15 protein-coding genes are annotated in these 15,405 nt (G+C 42.5%); 8 read left to right on the top strand and 7 right to left on the bottom strand.

What is annotated here, in order from left to right; genetic code table 11:
- Positions 1-210, bottom strand: a 210-nt coding sequence (locus BDE36_RS23505) for a LytR/AlgR family response regulator transcription factor (protein ID WP_141816936.1), incomplete at its 3' end; no start/stop codon positions are given.
- Entirely contained in the window at positions 210-1,343 is a 1,134-nt protein-coding gene (locus tag BDE36_RS23500; protein WP_141813271.1) for a sensor histidine kinase, read from the bottom strand. The genes BDE36_RS23505 and BDE36_RS23500, both read right to left, overlap by 1 nt.
- A gap of 467 nt (positions 1,344-1,810) precedes the next feature.
- On the opposite strand from BDE36_RS23500, the gene BDE36_RS23495 reads away from it, so the two are divergent.
- The 3 genes from BDE36_RS23495 (at position 1,811) to BDE36_RS23485 (ending at position 5,952) form a co-directional block, all read left to right on the top strand.
- Positions 1,811-3,181: a DUF4270 family protein gene (locus tag BDE36_RS23495; RefSeq protein WP_128769871.1), complete on the top strand. Its 1,371-nt coding sequence runs from the start codon at positions 1,811-1,813 to the stop codon at positions 3,179-3,181.
- A gap of 4 nt (positions 3,182-3,185) precedes the next feature.
- Positions 3,186-4,241, top strand: coding sequence for a Kelch repeat-containing protein (locus BDE36_RS23490; RefSeq protein WP_141813270.1), 1,056 nt, complete (start codon positions 3,186-3,188; stop codon positions 4,239-4,241).
- A gap of 175 nt (positions 4,242-4,416) precedes the next feature.
- The gene (locus tag BDE36_RS23485; protein WP_141813269.1) at positions 4,417-5,952 is read left to right on the top strand and encodes an IS1182 family transposase; all 1,536 of its coding nucleotides are present in this window, start codon (positions 4,417-4,419) and stop codon (positions 5,950-5,952) included.
- Between the two features lie 170 nt (positions 5,953-6,122).
- Here BDE36_RS23485 and BDE36_RS23480 read toward each other — a convergent pair whose 3' ends face one another.
- Positions 6,123-6,947, bottom strand: a complete 825-nt coding sequence (locus BDE36_RS23480; protein ID WP_128769873.1) for a glycogen/starch synthase — start codon at positions 6,945-6,947, stop codon at positions 6,123-6,125.
- 289 nt (positions 6,948-7,236) lie between these two features.
- Between BDE36_RS23480 and panC the strand changes: the two genes are divergently transcribed.
- The 5 genes from panC to BDE36_RS23455 all read left to right on the top strand — a co-directional run bounded on the left by panC (position 7,237) and on the right by BDE36_RS23455 (position 12,699).
- Positions 7,237-8,076: a pantoate--beta-alanine ligase gene (panC, locus tag BDE36_RS23475; RefSeq protein WP_141813268.1), complete on the top strand. Its 840-nt coding sequence runs from the start codon at positions 7,237-7,239 to the stop codon at positions 8,074-8,076.
- A 214-nt stretch (positions 8,077-8,290) separates the two neighbouring features.
- Entirely contained in the window at positions 8,291-8,641 is a 351-nt protein-coding gene (panD, locus tag BDE36_RS23470; protein WP_128769875.1) for an aspartate 1-decarboxylase, read from the top strand.
- A gap of 81 nt (positions 8,642-8,722) precedes the next feature.
- Positions 8,723-9,217 (top strand): D-glycero-beta-D-manno-heptose 1-phosphate adenylyltransferase, encoded by a 495-nt coding sequence (gene rfaE2 / locus BDE36_RS23465; RefSeq protein WP_141813267.1) that lies wholly within the window; start codon positions 8,723-8,725, stop codon positions 9,215-9,217.
- Between the two features lie 70 nt (positions 9,218-9,287).
- Complete coding sequence (locus tag BDE36_RS23460) at positions 9,288-10,556, top strand: peroxiredoxin family protein (protein ID WP_141813266.1); 1,269 nt, start codon at positions 9,288-9,290, stop codon at positions 10,554-10,556.
- Between the two features lie 28 nt (positions 10,557-10,584).
- Positions 10,585-12,699 (top strand): M1 family aminopeptidase, encoded by a 2,115-nt coding sequence (locus BDE36_RS23455; protein ID WP_141816935.1) that lies wholly within the window; start codon positions 10,585-10,587, stop codon positions 12,697-12,699.
- A gap of 36 nt (positions 12,700-12,735) precedes the next feature.
- Here BDE36_RS23455 and BDE36_RS23450 read toward each other — a convergent pair whose 3' ends face one another.
- From BDE36_RS23450 to BDE36_RS23435, 4 genes are all read right to left on the bottom strand, one after another.
- A complete protein-coding gene (locus BDE36_RS23450) occupies positions 12,736-13,068 on the bottom strand; it encodes a phage holin family protein (RefSeq protein WP_141813265.1) in 333 nt (110 codons plus the stop codon).
- 36 nt (positions 13,069-13,104) lie between these two features.
- Complete coding sequence (locus BDE36_RS23445; protein WP_141813264.1) at positions 13,105-13,746, bottom strand: DUF6266 family protein; 642 nt, start codon at positions 13,744-13,746, stop codon at positions 13,105-13,107.
- 304 nt (positions 13,747-14,050) lie between these two features.
- Complete coding sequence (locus BDE36_RS23440; protein ID WP_141813263.1) at positions 14,051-14,929, bottom strand: IS3 family transposase; 879 nt, start codon at positions 14,927-14,929, stop codon at positions 14,051-14,053.
- Positions 14,929-15,300: a helix-turn-helix domain-containing protein gene (locus BDE36_RS23435; protein ID WP_141813454.1), complete on the bottom strand. Its 372-nt coding sequence runs from the start codon at positions 15,298-15,300 to the stop codon at positions 14,929-14,931. Before BDE36_RS23435 ends, BDE36_RS23440 begins: the two co-directional genes overlap by 1 nt.
- Positions 15,301-15,405 lie beyond the last annotated feature (105 nt).

Below are 15,405 nucleotides of genomic sequence, written 5' to 3'. Positions count from 1 at the left end.
GTTTTGAAGCGTCTGTATAAATTCGAGTCCCGTTAGTCCCGGCATTTTGATGTCCAGAAATATAAGATCTATTTTATTCTCCTTTAAAACCTCTAATGCCTCCATTGAATTCCGGCAGGAAAATGACAGTGAGAGAAAGGGAACCTTTTTGACGTTATCTTCCAAAAGTTCAAGTGCCAGCTTTTCGTCATCAACAACCAGACAGTTCATTATGTAAGTTTAATTTGAAGTTCGACATTAAAAAGGTTTCTAGCCCGTTCAATTTTTAAATGATGCTTTTCAGGATACAATAGCGCAAGCCTCCTCTTTACGTTAGCAAGGCCAATTCCAATTTCTCCTTCATCCTTGTTTTCCTGGGGACTAATGTTATTTACAACGTTAAAGAGCAATTCACCTGTTTCATTGTTAACAGAAACAGATATATCAATAAGAGGATCCTTAATCATCGAAATACCGTGTTTAAAAGCATTTTCCACAAAAGGAATAAGAAGCATCGGTTCTATATGATAATGCTCCGCTTGTCCGTTGATATATAAGTTAAGTCTTACCGAATCGCCGTAGCGCAACAGTTGCAGGTCGATATAATTTCTTAGATATTCCAGTTCTGTATTTAGCGAAACCAGTTTGCCATTACTTTCATACAACATATAACGCATCAGGTTCGACATGTTAATAAGTGAAGCTTCGAGCAATGGAGATTGCTTGCGGGCCAGCGAAACCATGCTGTTAAGCACGTTGAACATAAAGTGAGGACTGATCTGCGAACGTAAAAAGGTAAGCTCCGTTTTCAGATTTTCATTTTCATGTTCTTTTAGAGCTCTTTCCCGCTTGGTGGTATCTCTAAGAATACAGTAGCAATAGCTGCAGAGGATGACAAAGAAGAAAGGGGTTATCCGGAAGCCCGGGAATAAAAGGCGTACCTTCATAGGAGGCTCGCCACCGGGGCGTGGAAAATGTTCCGGCCCTGGCAAACTATCCCTGTGCTGAAAGCTGCCTGGGTATGGTAATGCTCTTGCCCTTTCCCTTTCCGCAAGAACAGCCGGTTGGGGGCCCGGAGATATTCGCTGTGAAACGAACATAAAAGCAGCCATGCAAGCAGCCAAAGCAAGTACATACAACCAGATGCCGTTCTTTCTTTTTCTAAGCGGGTAAATTCCGTAGGCATGAAGGTAAAACACAGCTAGCAACAGTAGGTTAGTCAGGAAGATATTCTCCAGAAAATGAGTGCGTACATAGGCGGGCATGGACGCCGAACGCATCAAAAAAGGTAACAACACGAAGCCCAGCCAGAGCAGCAGCGGGATAGCTTCCTGTAGCCAGTTCTGCAACTTGATCTTATTCATCCACGCTAAAATAGATACTAAATGGCTTATTTACGGATAAATAAGATTAAAGGTTCTATTATAACGACTAATCTCCGGATTTCATCTATTTATGCTTTTTATTAAGGTTGTTCTACTGCCAAAGGATCTTGTATTCTCGCCAAAATTCTGATAATGGTCTCGCAAATGCGGTCCTAGATCGCATTTCTTAAAACGTGGATCTGATACTCTATAAATTCGTGGTCAAAAATGAAAGTGATTAGCCGCTTATGAGTTTTTTTATGCAAAGACCGGCTGTTTCATTTTGAAAATGTGAAACCTGTTAAGGAAAGGATGGAATTATTGTCGCTTTCCCTGCTAAATAGTAAAAAAGTGTTAATGTTTTGATTCCGATTCTGCTGCTGAGTTAAACTATGTTAAAATTCATTTAAAGCACAAAACGGGACCGCATATTTGACACCAATTCAAAAATTCTTAAGGGAGTAAAAATGGATAATTCGATCAGACGGTGCATGCAATTGTTAAAGTGGTTTGCTGGTTTGTTAACCTTAGTGGTTGTACTTGCATCTTGCGAAAAGAACAGCTCTATTGGAATTGGCGAGGATGAGACATTGTTTGCGAATATCACCGATACTGTTACAATAAGCACAGCAACGATGCTGCTCGATTCTCTTCCGTCCGCTGGGAAAGGAGTGTTGCTGGTAGGAAGGATCAATGACCCTGAGCTCGGCATTATCAGTTCATCCAGTTATTTTCAGATTTCGCCCTCGGGTCTTAACACTTCTTCACTCCCCACCGACGCTGTGTTTGATTCGGTCAGGCTCAGGCTAAATTACTCGGGATATTATTATGGCGACACTCTGCAGAAGCAGGACATATCAGTTTACCAGCTTTCGGAGCGCCTTGTACTGCCCAAAGTGTCCGACTACCTTTCATCGGAGGCGCAGAATGTGTTTTCAAGTTCAGCCACATTTTATAACCGCTCAAAGTTCAGGCATGATCCTGCTCCACTGGCTACTCTCTCCTATTATCCGAAACCGGGTTCCGACAGTTTGATGCTTCGCCTGCCAGATAACATGGGGAAGTCGTTCTTCAACCTGGTAAAAGAGGAGAGTACTCTTCTCTCTAATACCGACCTTTTTCTCGATTATTTTAAGGGAATGGTGCTTAAGCCCGGAACCAGCGTCGGAAACGCTATTGTTGGCTTCAGAGATTCCGTTAGTGTAAAGATCTATTACTCCTATGTAGATGGCGAAGGGAATAAGAAAAAACAGGAGATGGCGTTCAGTCTGTACGATAACAACTACCAGTTCAATCACTTTGATGCCGACAGGAGCGCTACTAAGTTAAAAGATATAGGCTTATCCAATACAGTTGTTTCTTCTGACCTTACATCCGACAAAACCTATATTCAGGCGATGGCGGGTCTGGTTACCCGGATATCAATACCCTATATCCGGTTTTTAAATTCAGGTGGCGATATCGTTATCAATAAAGCAGAGCTACTGGTTGAAACACCCGGGGCTCCTCATTATCTGCCTTTTGAAAGGCCGGCCCAACTGGTGCTTCTGGTTGCCGATAAAAACAATCGGCCCACCCAGATACTGTCGGATCCGCAGACTAGCCAGTCAGCCCTATACTTAACGTACAGCGATTATGTTGAAGGGAAGGCGTCGTATAGTTTTCCTCTGACTGAGTATATTTCAAGCTATTATTCAAAATACAATAATACCTCGCTCCTGCTCACTGTGCCGGTTGCAGACCTGCAAAATACCTTTAATCGCCTGATCGTAGGATCTCAGGCCAATGCCGACGTAAAAATCAAATTAAGAGTTACATATACAAAATTAAAACTATAGGATTATGAATAAACTTTTCACGGGCGCTTTTTTCCTTTGTTTGCTAACCCTCTTTGCAGGATGTAGCAGCAGTGATGATGACGATGATTTAGCGGGTGACTGGATCAGGAAGTCCGACTTTGGAGGTGTTTCAAGGCGGGGAGCTGTTTCTTTTGTTATCGACGATATTGCCTATGTAGGAACGGGATATAATTACGGTGCCAGTTCAACAGATAAAAGACATCTGGCCGATTTTTGGTCTTACGACGCTGCGCGCGATAATTGGGATACAATAGCAACGTTTCCTGGCGCTCCCAGAACAGATGCGGTTGCCTTTTCTGCAGGAGGAAAAGGATATGTTGGTTTAGGTCGTAATTCGCTGACCGATGAGAAATACAAGGATTTCTATGAATATGATCCGGGAACTAACAAATGGACAAAGATAGCTGATTTCCCTGGTGCTGGCGGTCGTTATTATGCTGTGTCTTTTTCCATCAATAACATCGGTTACGTCGGCAGTGGCACCGATGGGAATAATGATCAGCAGGACTTTTATAAATACGATCCATCTAAGTCAACTCCGGGATGGGAGAAAATCTCCAATATAAAAACCAAGAGGGTAATGGCATTTTCTTTCGTAATCGGCAATATCGCTTACGTGGGCGGCGGACAGAATAACGGAGCACTCGTTCCTTCTTTTTATGCCTATGATCCCTCTAAAGACACATGGACGCGCAAAATCTCTCTTTATCCTGACGGGGATGATGAAGAAACGAAGGAGATCAAGGAAAACGACGACTACAATTATAATCTGCAGCGGTATTCGGCAGTAGCATTCTCCATCGGAAATTACGGTTATTTAACTACCGGGATGGGAAGCGGAACGTCCAGCACGAGCTGGAGGTATAACCCCGACAGAGATCTATGGGAAGATGTGGATACCTTTGAGGGAAGTTCAAGATACGGAGCCACGGGATTTGCCATAAACGGAAAAGGATATATCACCACTGGCGGTGGATCGAGTACAAGTGGTACCGACGATCTGTGGATGTTTGATCCCAATGCATCCGACGATGATTAATGCAGCCAAAAGAATCACTGCCTCTGTTTAGATGATTTGACAATAACAAAAAAAGAGGCTGTATCATAAATCATGGTGCAGCCTCTTTTTATTTTTAATATTTCAGGATTTTTACCATTGATTATTTGATTTAATAATCTGATTTTCATATATTTAGTGTATAATCAGATAAAAGATGGCGGTAAAGCAACCTGTTTTCAAGCCCTATAATCAGGCACAAATTCTGGTACTCCCACCAACCCTTGAAGAATTGATCCCTTTATGGCATCCGGTCCGGGTTGTAAATGAGGTCATTAACAAGCTCAATATAGAGCCGCTTTTAAAAGCTTATCACATTAGGGGAAGTTCAAGTTATCACCCTCAAATGCTGCTTAAAGTGGTGGTTTATGGGTACGTTACCAACCTTTATTCCAGCCGTAAACTGGCGGCAGCCTGTAAGGAAAGTATTTACTTCATGTGGTTAAGTTCGATGAGCTATCCCGATCATAATACGATCAACCGTTTCCGGGGTGTGCGCTTGAAACATGCCCTGCGCAGTGTGTTTGAAGAGGTGGTAAAGCTGTTGTCGGAAGAAGGGCTGCTGAGCATAGAGGAGATTAATACGGATGGAACGAAGATCGAAGCCAATGCCAACAAGTACACCTTCGTTTGGAAGAAGTCGATTCAGACCAATAAAGAGAAGATGAAAAAGCAACTGACTGAGATATGGCAGTATGCACAACAGGTAGCCTCGGAAGAAGACAAGATGCCTGAGCCGCCTGATTTTACGGAAATTAACAGCGAAAAAGTAAAAGCTGCCGTAGATCAGCTTAACGAAAAGCTGGCCGCAAAAGATAATGCAGATAAAAAGGTGAAGGCTAAACTGAAGTATATTACTAAACATTACCCGCAGAATATAGAAAAATATGAGCATCAGGAAGAGATCCTGGGCCAAAGGAACAGCTTTAGTAAAACCGATACGGATGCTACTTTCATGCGGATGAAAGAAGACCACATGAAAAATGGTCAGTTAAAACCCGCCTATAATGTTCAGATATCTACCTCCAACCAGTTCATTGTCAATTATACCATTCATTCCAATACAACAGACACCAATACGCTGAATGCTCATTTAACGCAGCATGAAGCCAGCTTTGGCAAAGCACCTGAAAAGCTCACCGCGGATGCCGGGTACGGATCTGAAGAAAACTACACGCTGCTGGAACAAAAGCAAACCATTGCCTTTGTAAAGTATGGGATGTTCGATAAAGAGCAAAATGAAAACTACAATAACAAACAGCCTTTTGCAGCAAGCAAGCTTTTCTATAACCAGGAGAAAGATTGTTACATCTGTCCGATGGGCCGGCAGATGAATTTCATCGGGACAAGTAGAAAACGAACAAGCACCGGTTTTGAGCAAACAGTAAAAAGATACCAGGCGGGCAATTGCGCTAACTGTCCGCTCAACGGTGCTTGTCATAAATCAAGCGCCAACAGGATCATTGAGGTCAATGTAAATCTGAACCGGCTTAAGCAAAAGGCACATGAACTGTTAAACAGTGAAGAAGGCCTACAGCGGCGAAAGAAACGATGCTTTGATGTGGAACCAACTTTCGGAAACATTAAACAGAACCATGGTTTCAAAAGGTTCATGCTTCGGGGTAAGGAAAAAGTGGAGATCGAATGGGGTTTGATTGCAATTGCACAAAACTTAAGGAAAAAAGCAGGGTGAAAAGCTGCTTTTTGACTGGTTTTCGACCCCGAAAAGCAAATTATCCACAGCTTGCCCAAATTCATCTTGCACTACCTTAATAGGCAACAAATACAGAGGCCGCATCATTTGAATTATGATACGGCCTCTTTTTTTGTTCAGCGCTTGCGCTCCTGAATTAATACTTGCCTTTAGGCAAGCGAAACAAGATCCTCGTTCGCTATTTCTTCGTAAAGGCCATAATAGTTTTCATAGTCAAGCGTGTTCTCATATTCCAGAACCGGCTTTTCACTATTCTTTACAAAACTTACTACCTCTTCACTGATTTCCGGACCTCCGTAAACTACGGCGTCGGAATAAGCAATAGCGCCGATGTGCAAAGAATCACAGTCACCGTCTTTAAACATGTCTGTATGCTTTGCACTCATGCCATTCATAATTGCTTTCCTTGAAAAGTCGCTGTCGAACTTTTCTGTAAAGCAGTTATTGTAAACCGAATAAACAACCTTCGCGTTTTTAAAAGTCGGGTCGTCCTTATAAGTGGTTTTTAAATAGACAGGTACCAGGGCTGTCATCCAGCCGTGACAATGAACTACATCGGGCGACCAGCCTAACTTCTTAACAGTTTCAAGTGCCCCTTTGCAGAAGAAAATTGTGCGCTCATCATTGTCTTCAAAAAACTTGTTTGAGTTGTCTCTGAAAACCTGCTTTCGCTGAAAATATTCTTCATTGTCAAGAAAATATACCTGCATACGAGCTGAAGGTATTGATGCGACTTTAATAATCAGCGGGTTATCATTATCATCTATGATGATATTCATTCCTGAAAGGCGGATGACCTCGTGAAGGCGGTTGCGGCGCTCATTAATGTTGCCGAAACGCGGCATCAGAATCCGGATTTCGAATCCTTTGTCCTGCATTGCCTGGGGCAGTTGCCTGGTAATTTCAGAAATTTTTGTTAACTCGAGGAAAGGCGACATCTCGTGGGTAATAAACAGTAACTTCGTTTTTGCCATCTCCAAATGTTAAATGTTTAAGAATAGAATTTGGGACTGCAAATATACTCATTATATTATGATATATCAACGATTTACGCAAGAGTCTTGCATATTTTTTTTGTAATCAGCACCTTTGCCGGCTGAAACATAAAGCAAAAAGGCACTAACACGAAGTGTTTTTATTGCTTAATTTGCAGTAGCAGACAGATCTGTTTTCCGGAACTGCTTGCTGAACGGAAATATCATAAAAACAGTGGTAGGCACAGAGCTGATTGCTAATTGCCCACGGCTGATAGCTTTTATTAATTTGAAAATATTTACATCAAAGTCAGCATTGTCAAAATTCCTTAATGAGTTGAGGGAGCAGAAAAAAAGTATAGGTTTCGTTCCAACTATGGGAGCCTTACACGAGGGGCATTTATCATTAATAGATATTGCACGACGACAGTCTGATGTAATTGTTTGCAGCATTTTTGTAAACCCTACCCAGTTTAATGATCCTGCCGATCTTGAGAAGTACCCTAGACCTGTAGACGCAGATATTGAAAAGCTAAGAGGTGCCGATGTAGATATTTTATTTCTGCCTTCAGTCGAAGAGATGTACGAACCCGGAGAAAGCTGGCATCTCGATCTGGGATATCTGGAAAATGTACTTGAGGGAAAAATCAGGCCCGGCCACTATCAGGGAGTAACGCAGGTTGTGAAGAAGTTTTTTGACATTGTAAAACCAGATGTCGCGTTTTTTGGTCAGAAAGATTTTCAGCAGGTTCTGATTCTCCGGAGCATGGTTAAAATGCTGAACATCCCGGTTAAACTAGTGATGTGTCCGATAAAACGGGAAGAGGATGGCCTGGCACTCAGTTCGCGCAATATCCACCTTTCCTCCAGCGAAAGGCATAATGCCCTCGCTCTGTCGGCATCGCTGAATAGTGCAAAGGATCACTTTAGTGTGAAGAGCCTTGATGAACTTAAATCAGATGCTATCGCGTTTTTATCAGCAAGCGAAGGAGTGGAACTCGACTACTTTGAAATTTACGACGCAGAAACCCTGCAACCCGCAACATCGAAAGATGTGGGCAGTATCGTTGCTCTTGTAGCCGCAAAAGTAGGTGAAACCCGTCTTATTGACAACATCTTGCTGAAGTAGCAGTCGGCTTATTGTGTTATGAATTATGGGTTATAAATTATGGACTTGTCCAGTAAACTGATCGCCGAAAGCTAACTGCCTCCCACAACTCACAACCCGCAACTTACAACCCGTATCTCTTGATACTTGATACTAAATACCTGATACTAATAATATTACCTCCCGCTTACAACTTGAAGCATATAACTTGTAACACTTTTAGTAATTTTGCCTTATGATTATTCAGGTTTTGAAGTCGAAGATACATCGGGTGAAGGTAACGCAGGCTGAATTGAATTATGTGGGAAGTATCACTATAGACGAAGACTTAATAGACGCCGCGAACATCATTCCCAATGAAAAAGTTCAGGTTGTAAACAACAATAACGGAGCCCGTTTTGAAACATACGTGATTAAAGGCGAAAGAGGCTCAGGCATAGTTTGCCTTAATGGTTCATGTGCGAGGCTGGCGCAGGTTGGCGATATCGTGATCATTATGTCTTATGGTTCCCTTCCAATGGACGAAGCAAGGAAGTATCAGCCAATTCTCGTTTTTCCAGATGATAACAATCATCTGATCAGGTAGACGTTGTACATTAACCTCTATATTGCTCCGGATTTTATATATGTTTGTGTAGATTGCACTCATTAAACAGGAGAGCCGCTAATGGATAAATTAGATGTTGTGAATAGCAAGGTAAGAAGTCTTGATCAGCTTCTGCCCATGGTGAACATCTGGAAGTTTCAGGGTAACAAGATTGTTTTTACAAATGGTTGTTTCGATCTGCTGCATCTGGGCCATATAGATTATCTTGCGAAAGCAGCCAGCATGGGAAATAAACTCATTATTGGCGTAAATACGGATCAGTCCGTATCCGAGTTGAAAGGGGCGGCACGGCCTATTACCGATCAGCATTCCAGAACTTTAATCCTTGCCTCACTTTTCTTTGTAGATGCAGTAGTATTGTTCGGAGAAGCTACTCCTCTGAATCTGATAACGGCCATTAAGCCAGACATCCTGGTAAAGGGTGCTGACTATACCATCGACACGATTGTAGGCGCTGATGTGGTAATGCAAAACGGCGGAGAAGTAAAAACTATTACATATATAGACGGTTATTCTACTACAGCGATCGAACGAAAAATACGCGAAGCAAAGTAATATTTATTTTTGCTGATGGCTGCTAGATTACACTATTCATGAAATTCACTGTGGATTAGACATTAAGAACATGCCTCATCAAATAAAACGTAAAGCAAATCATTTAAAAATCTACTCTTTTCTAATTGCTCTTTTGTGGTCGGCAACGCTTTTTTTCAGTTGCGGTAAATCATCAGAAGGTTTGGAAAATGGCACCTGGAGAGCTACCCTGAAGACTGAATCGGGAACCGAGATTCCTTTTAATTTTATTGTGAGCGATACCAGCGGCCGAAAGGTAATTTATATAACAAATGCCGGCGAGCGGTTCAGGGTAGACGATATCAGTGTAAGCAATGATTCTGTTACGATTAAGCTACCCTTGTTCGACTCAGAAATAAAAGCTGAGTTTAGCTCTTCGGGCCTGAACGGGAAGTGGATCAGGCATCTGCCTGGTAAAGAGGTAGCAATGGAGTTTGCTGCAGAACATGGTGTTACAAGCAGGTTCCTTGTTTCAGGTGACGGATCAGGGCAGAATGTTACCGGAAGATGGTCGTCCACATTTGTAAGTTCCGACGGAAAGGATACCACTATTGCTGTCGGTGAGTTTACTCAGGATTCTACAAAAGTTACAGGCACTTTTTTAACCACTACAGGCGACTACCGCTATCTGGAAGGGGCACTTTCGGGCGATAAGCTTTTCCTGTCTACGTTTGACGGATCACATGCATTCCTGTTCACCGGAAGGGTTAAAGGTAATACGATTATAGACGGGAAGTTCTATGCGGGTCTTTCATCAGTAGATAACTGGACTGCAAAAAAAGACCCTAACGCGATGCTTCCCGATGCTTACTCGCTGACGAGGCTTAAGCCGGGCTATTCAACAATAGATTTTAATTTCCCCGACCTGAATGGCAATAACGTTTCTCTCTCCAGTTCCCGGTTTAAAAACAAGGTAGTTATAGTTCAGTTCCTGGGTTCATGGTGCCCTAATTGCATGGATGAATCCGGATACCTCGCCCCCTTTTATAAAAAGAATAAAAGCAAAGGAGTGGAAGTAGTTGGACTGGCTTATGAAAGAACTACAGATACCGAACGCTCAAAAAAGAGTCTTCAGCAGCTGAGAGACCGGCTTGATATAACCTATCCGATTCTTCTCACCGGGTATACCAACAAAGAAGCTTTGAAAAGTATGCCGGCCCTGAATGAGTTTAAAGCCTTCCCCACCACGATTGTTATCGACAAGAGGGGGAAAGTCAGAAGTATTCACACCGGCTTCAGTGGCCCGGGTACCGGTAAACACTACACTGATTTTGTTATGGAATTCGAAAAACAGATAAACGATTTGCTTCGGGAGTCCTGATATATACCGGTAAAAGACAAGCTTTTTAATGAAAATACAGAATTATTGGTGCTGCATAGCACTGTGCATATTTTTTTCAATATCGTGTTCAACCACACAGAAGGTGGTGATGGATCCCGTTACTGTAAGTGCCAATGCTCCGGGCGCGAATATATATAGAGGCAGCTACCCCAGATTAACCGATATTATCCACACGAAGCTCGACCTTAAGTTCGACTGGGACAGTGCCTATGTTAAAGGTAAGGCTTTTATACAGGCGAAGCCATGGTTTTACTCCTCCGATTCGGTAATATTAAATGCCAAAGGATTTAAAGTAGAGCAGGTAGCATTGCTTCTCAAGGACGAAAGTCTCAAGCCCCTGAAGTATACTTATGATCGCAAGAAGCTCAGGATATCTCTTGATAAAGTGTATACCCGGGATGAAAAGTACACGCTGTATATCCAGTATGTAGCCATGCCCGATAAACTAAAGGTGGGCGAAGACATTAACTCATCGGGCGACCGCGGGTTTTACTTTATTAACCCCCGGGGGAAGGAAACCGATAAACCGAGGCAGTTCTGGACGCAGGGAGAAACAGAGTCGAACTCAGCCTGGTTTCCTACAATCGATGGGCCGCAAGAGAAGATGACCCAGGAAATCAGTCTCACTGTTCCCGACAGCATGGTCACTCTTTCAAACGGTATACTGGATTTCTCCTCAGACAATGGAGACGGTACACGCACCGACACATGGCGCCAGGAGCAACCGCATTCTACATACCTGACCATGGTTGCCGCAGGCAAATTCGACATTGTGAAGGACAGCTGGAAGGGTAAAGAAGTAAGCTATTACATGGAGCCAGCTTTCGCCAAAAACGCGAGGCTCATCTTTGGTAAAACTCCCGGGATGATAGAGTTCTTCTCAAATAAAACGGGCGTACCTTACCCATGGGAAAAATATTCCCAAATCGTTGTGCGCGACTTTCAGGGCGGCGCGATGGAAAATACTACAGCAACCGTTCTGTTTGAAAGGATGAATATGACGAAAGAACAGTATCTGGACGAGAGTTATGAAGATATCATCTCACACGAGCTGTTTCACCACTGGTTCGGCGACCTGGTAACTGCCGAATCATGGGCGAACCTTCCGCTTAATGAATCGTTTGCCACATACGGTGAGTATCTCTGGAATGAACATAAGTATGGGAGGGACCATGCCGACCAGTATGGCTGGAAGGATTTGCAAACTTACCTTACTTCTACACAGGGGAAAGATGCCGATGTGATCCGTTTTAATTACGCCGATCGCGATCAGATGTTTGATGCAGTGAGCTATCAGAAGGGTGGGCGCATTCTTCACATGTTACGTAAAACAGTGGGCGATGAAGCCTTTTTTAAATCCCTTCACCTCTATTTGACAAGGAACGCCTATAAGACTGCCGAAATAGATGATTTGAGGATGGCCTTTGAGGAAGTGACAGGCGAGGATCTTAACTGGTTTTTCAACCAATGGTTCCTGGCGTCCGGGCATCCAGTGTTGAAGATCGATACCCGGTACGATGCAGCAGCAAAGAAGGTAATCGTAAGCGTAGTTCAGCAGCAGGACCTTAGTAAAGTTCCATTATATCGCTTGCCTATGGCCATAGATATTTATGTATCCGGTAATACTGAGCGTAAGGAAGTTGTGGCAGACAAACAATCTCAGAATTTTAGCTTTGACGTACCAGCCGAACCAGAGCTGGTGAATGTAGATGCCGAAAAATATCTGCTTGCCACTAAGAAGGAAGCAAAGACTTTATCGCAGAATATTTTCCAGTATACCCATGCTCCCCTTTTTATGGACAGGTTGGAAGCTTTGCAGGCGCTTGAAAAAATGCCTGCCGAAAAAGCAGCCAGAGAAACTATGATAAAAGCACTGGACGATAAAAACTGGGAACTGCGGTTACGGGCTGTTAACTTTATCCCGAAATTAAACGACGAAGAAAAGGCCGGACTTTACGATAAAGTAAAAAGTATGGCAGTGAATGACGGGCGTTCATATGTTCGGGCGGGAGCTGTAGCTATATTAAAGAAAGTTTTTCAGAGCAGAGACAACAGGGCAGTGTTAGAAAAAGTACAAAGCGATAAAGCTCCAAGCGTGCAGAATGCATTGGCGGAAAAATAAAGTACTTATCTGTATAGACAGCGATCGAAATAATTGTTACTTCAACGCGCCAAACACCATTTTTATTAAAGACAGGACAGCAGCAAATATCAGGGCTGAAAGAAATCCCGATGTATTAAACCCTTTCATAAAGCTGTCGACCAGAAGCACCATCAACACAGAAATAATGAAAGACATTAGGCCTAAAGAAAGGATATTTATTGGCAGGGTGAAAAGCCGTAACAGGGTTCCGATAGTCGCATTGACCAAAGCGATAAGAAGGCCTGCAATAATAGCATTCAGAAAACCGTCAACATAAACACCTGGTACAAGAAAAGCAGCAACCGACACGGCTATGCCCGTTAAAAGTATTTCTATAATAATTCGCATAACACAAAGTTAAAAATATTATTCCTCCCTTCGCTGTTATTCAAGGATTATCGATCCAAGGTACTGACTGGTAGAAACGTCATTATTTGAAAAAGATTTAAACGCAATATAAACATAAGCAGTCTTGCCGATAAACTCCCTGGGGATTTTATATAAGTACGTACCCTTATCCCTGGTTGCCTGTCCAACTGTAAACGTAACATTTTCTGATTCAGGAGCCAACGCGAATACCAAAATGTCATTACAATGGCTTTTGCCCCGGTCGGCAACAATTTTATCCCAATTGATTTGAAGAATACCCGGCTCAGGTAACGACACCTTTGGATTGGTTACCCCGGCTAAACGTCCGCAGCTGATAAGGGCCGCAGGGTAATCAATTTCAAAATCAGGATACTCCCCTTTAACGGCATTTCTCATGGTGTAAGATTGGGCTGCCATTCTTCCTGTCATTTTGGGCGAATAGGTGTCAAAAGTTACTTTAATGAGGTCATTGATGCTTTCGAGCCAGTCATGAACGAACGCAAATTTAGCCCTGTTGGCAATCTGTGCCTGAGACGGTTCACTTTTTGTTTTGTTGGGAAGGCGTCTCATATAATCAATATCCCTCCAGGTGCAGAAAACGGAGGTGTCGAGCTTTCCATGTAATCTGAAAGAGCCCTTTCTGTCTAAACGAGCCATTGGCGAATTAAGTTTTAGTATAATAAAGTTAAGGACCGTTTCTGAAATAGACAGCTCATTTTTCGTATTTAGAAAGGTTCTTAATCGCGCTTTATTCGCTTACCGAGCGAACGATGTGCGAATAAAGTGCGCGAAAGGTGCGATAGAGGTGCGCGCTATTTTAAACGCGGGCCTTGTCTGTCCTATACTGGAATAAGTTTACAATAAGAAATGTTGTTACTACTCTGTGTTTACAGCAAAAGTTATTATAACTGTGTTGGGTTTACAATGTTAAGTTTTCTTTCTGTTATTTGTTTACATAACTTTAATTTAAGGTGATTTGATTTGTTTTTTCTTGATTATGGGTATGTTCCGGAGTCTGGTAGCTGCAACTTGCATGTAACCTCAGGTTGTTATAATTAAAGATGGCCTTATCCACTGCTGCGTTTGCCTGGCTATGAGATTTGAAGGTTTTATAAAGATCAAATTCTGTTTTAAGTATTCCGTTAATACGCTCTGCGATGGCATTGTCATAGGGGCTGCCGGTTTGTGTCATGCTGATCTGGATATCCCTTTGCCTGAGTTTGGACACATAATCATCACAACAATACTGCGTGCCCCTGTCCGAGTGATGTATTAATGTGTTTTCAGGATATATCCTTGCAGCTAGTGCCTGATCGAGTGCTTTTATACATCCTTCAGCTTTGAGGTTTACTGACAGAAAGTACCCTGTTATTTTTCTTGAGTACGCATCTGTTACTAAAGACAGGTAGTTGAATCCGGACATGGTGGTAATGTAAGTAATGTCACTCACCCATATTTCTTCAGCGTGCTGTGGATGCCTTCGTTGCACCAGATCAGGATGAATTCTATACCTGTGATAGGAATTGGTAGTACACACATGCCTTTTGCTGGATTTGACAAGCATCCCATTCTCTCTAACCAGGTCAAATACAGCATCTCTGCCCATTGCTATCCCTAAGTCCTGCAAAAAACCATTATTGAGCTCTTTGTAAAGTTTGATACAGCCGGTTTTAGGCAGTTCCTTTCTAATCTCTTTAATTTTCTGCAATACAATATGCTCCTGAAAAATCTGAAGTTCTGATCTTTTTAAATAGTTATACCAGGCCTGCCTGGTATAACCAAATGCCGCGCAAAGATTGGCTAAGCTATAATGTTTGCGTGTTCCCCGCAGTTCGGCCATCACCTGGTAACAGCTTTTTTTTTAAGATCTGTCCGGTATTCTTCGTTGGCCATAGCAATGACTTTTTCAAGGGCTGCGATCTTCATCTCTGCAAGGGATAGCTTCTTTTCAAGCGCAGCCAGTTCCTTTGAAGTAAACGAAGCTTCCTGTGCTTCTACCGGTTGGTCTTGCATAAGCTCTTTCTGGTTATCGTTATACCAATTTACAAAACGATAAACACTTCTTTCTGGTAATCCGTATTTTTTTTCAACCTGTGCCTGGCTATAGTCGCCATCTAAATATTCTAACGCCACCTGAATCCTGAAACTATCAGAATGATTCGATTCTTTTCCCAATTTTCCCTTCCGGGGTAATTCATTTTTAATACTCATTTTCTTGTTCTTTGAAAACTTTCTTATGTAAACTTTTTTTAGGAATGGACAGTCGGCTCTTTTCCGGATATTCCGATATACGCTGGCTCTGTCACCCTTATCTCA

Source organism: Arcticibacter tournemirensis, assembly GCF_006716645.1.
Classification (GTDB): Bacteria; Bacteroidota; Bacteroidia; order Sphingobacteriales; family Sphingobacteriaceae; genus Arcticibacter; species Arcticibacter tournemirensis.
This window is presented reverse-complemented; position numbering and strand designations above follow the sequence as displayed.

Excerpts from the sequence above, each read along its gene's own strand:
- BDE36_RS23500 (WP_141813271.1), bottom strand. The coding sequence starts at position 1,343 with ATGAATAAGATCAAGTTGCAGAACTGGCTACAGGAAGCTATCCCGCTG.
- BDE36_RS23495 (WP_128769871.1), top strand. The coding sequence starts at position 1,811 with ATGGATAATTCGATCAGACGGTGCATGCAATTGTTAAAGTGGTTTGCT.
- BDE36_RS23490 (WP_141813270.1), top strand. The coding sequence starts at position 3,186 with ATGAATAAACTTTTCACGGGCGCTTTTTTCCTTTGTTTGCTAACCCTC.
- BDE36_RS23485 (WP_141813269.1), top strand. The coding sequence starts at position 4,417 with ATGGCGGTAAAGCAACCTGTTTTCAAGCCCTATAATCAGGCACAAATT.
- BDE36_RS23480 (WP_128769873.1), bottom strand. The coding sequence starts at position 6,947 with ATGGCAAAAACGAAGTTACTGTTTATTACCCACGAGATGTCGCCTTTC.
- panD (WP_128769875.1), top strand. The coding sequence starts at position 8,291 with ATGATTATTCAGGTTTTGAAGTCGAAGATACATCGGGTGAAGGTAACG.
- rfaE2 (WP_141813267.1), top strand. The coding sequence starts at position 8,723 with ATGGATAAATTAGATGTTGTGAATAGCAAGGTAAGAAGTCTTGATCAG.
- BDE36_RS23460 (WP_141813266.1), top strand. The coding sequence starts at position 9,288 with ATGCCTCATCAAATAAAACGTAAAGCAAATCATTTAAAAATCTACTCT.
- BDE36_RS23455 (WP_141816935.1), top strand. The coding sequence starts at position 10,585 with ATGAAAATACAGAATTATTGGTGCTGCATAGCACTGTGCATATTTTTT.
- BDE36_RS23450 (WP_141813265.1), bottom strand. The coding sequence starts at position 13,068 with ATGCGAATTATTATAGAAATACTTTTAACGGGCATAGCCGTGTCGGTT.
- BDE36_RS23445 (WP_141813264.1), bottom strand. The coding sequence starts at position 13,746 with ATGGCTCGTTTAGACAGAAAGGGCTCTTTCAGATTACATGGAAAGCTC.
- BDE36_RS23440 (WP_141813263.1), bottom strand. The coding sequence starts at position 14,929 with ATGGCCGAACTGCGGGGAACACGCAAACATTATAGCTTAGCCAATCTT.
- BDE36_RS23435 (WP_141813454.1), bottom strand. The coding sequence starts at position 15,300 with ATGAGTATTAAAAATGAATTACCCCGGAAGGGAAAATTGGGAAAAGAA.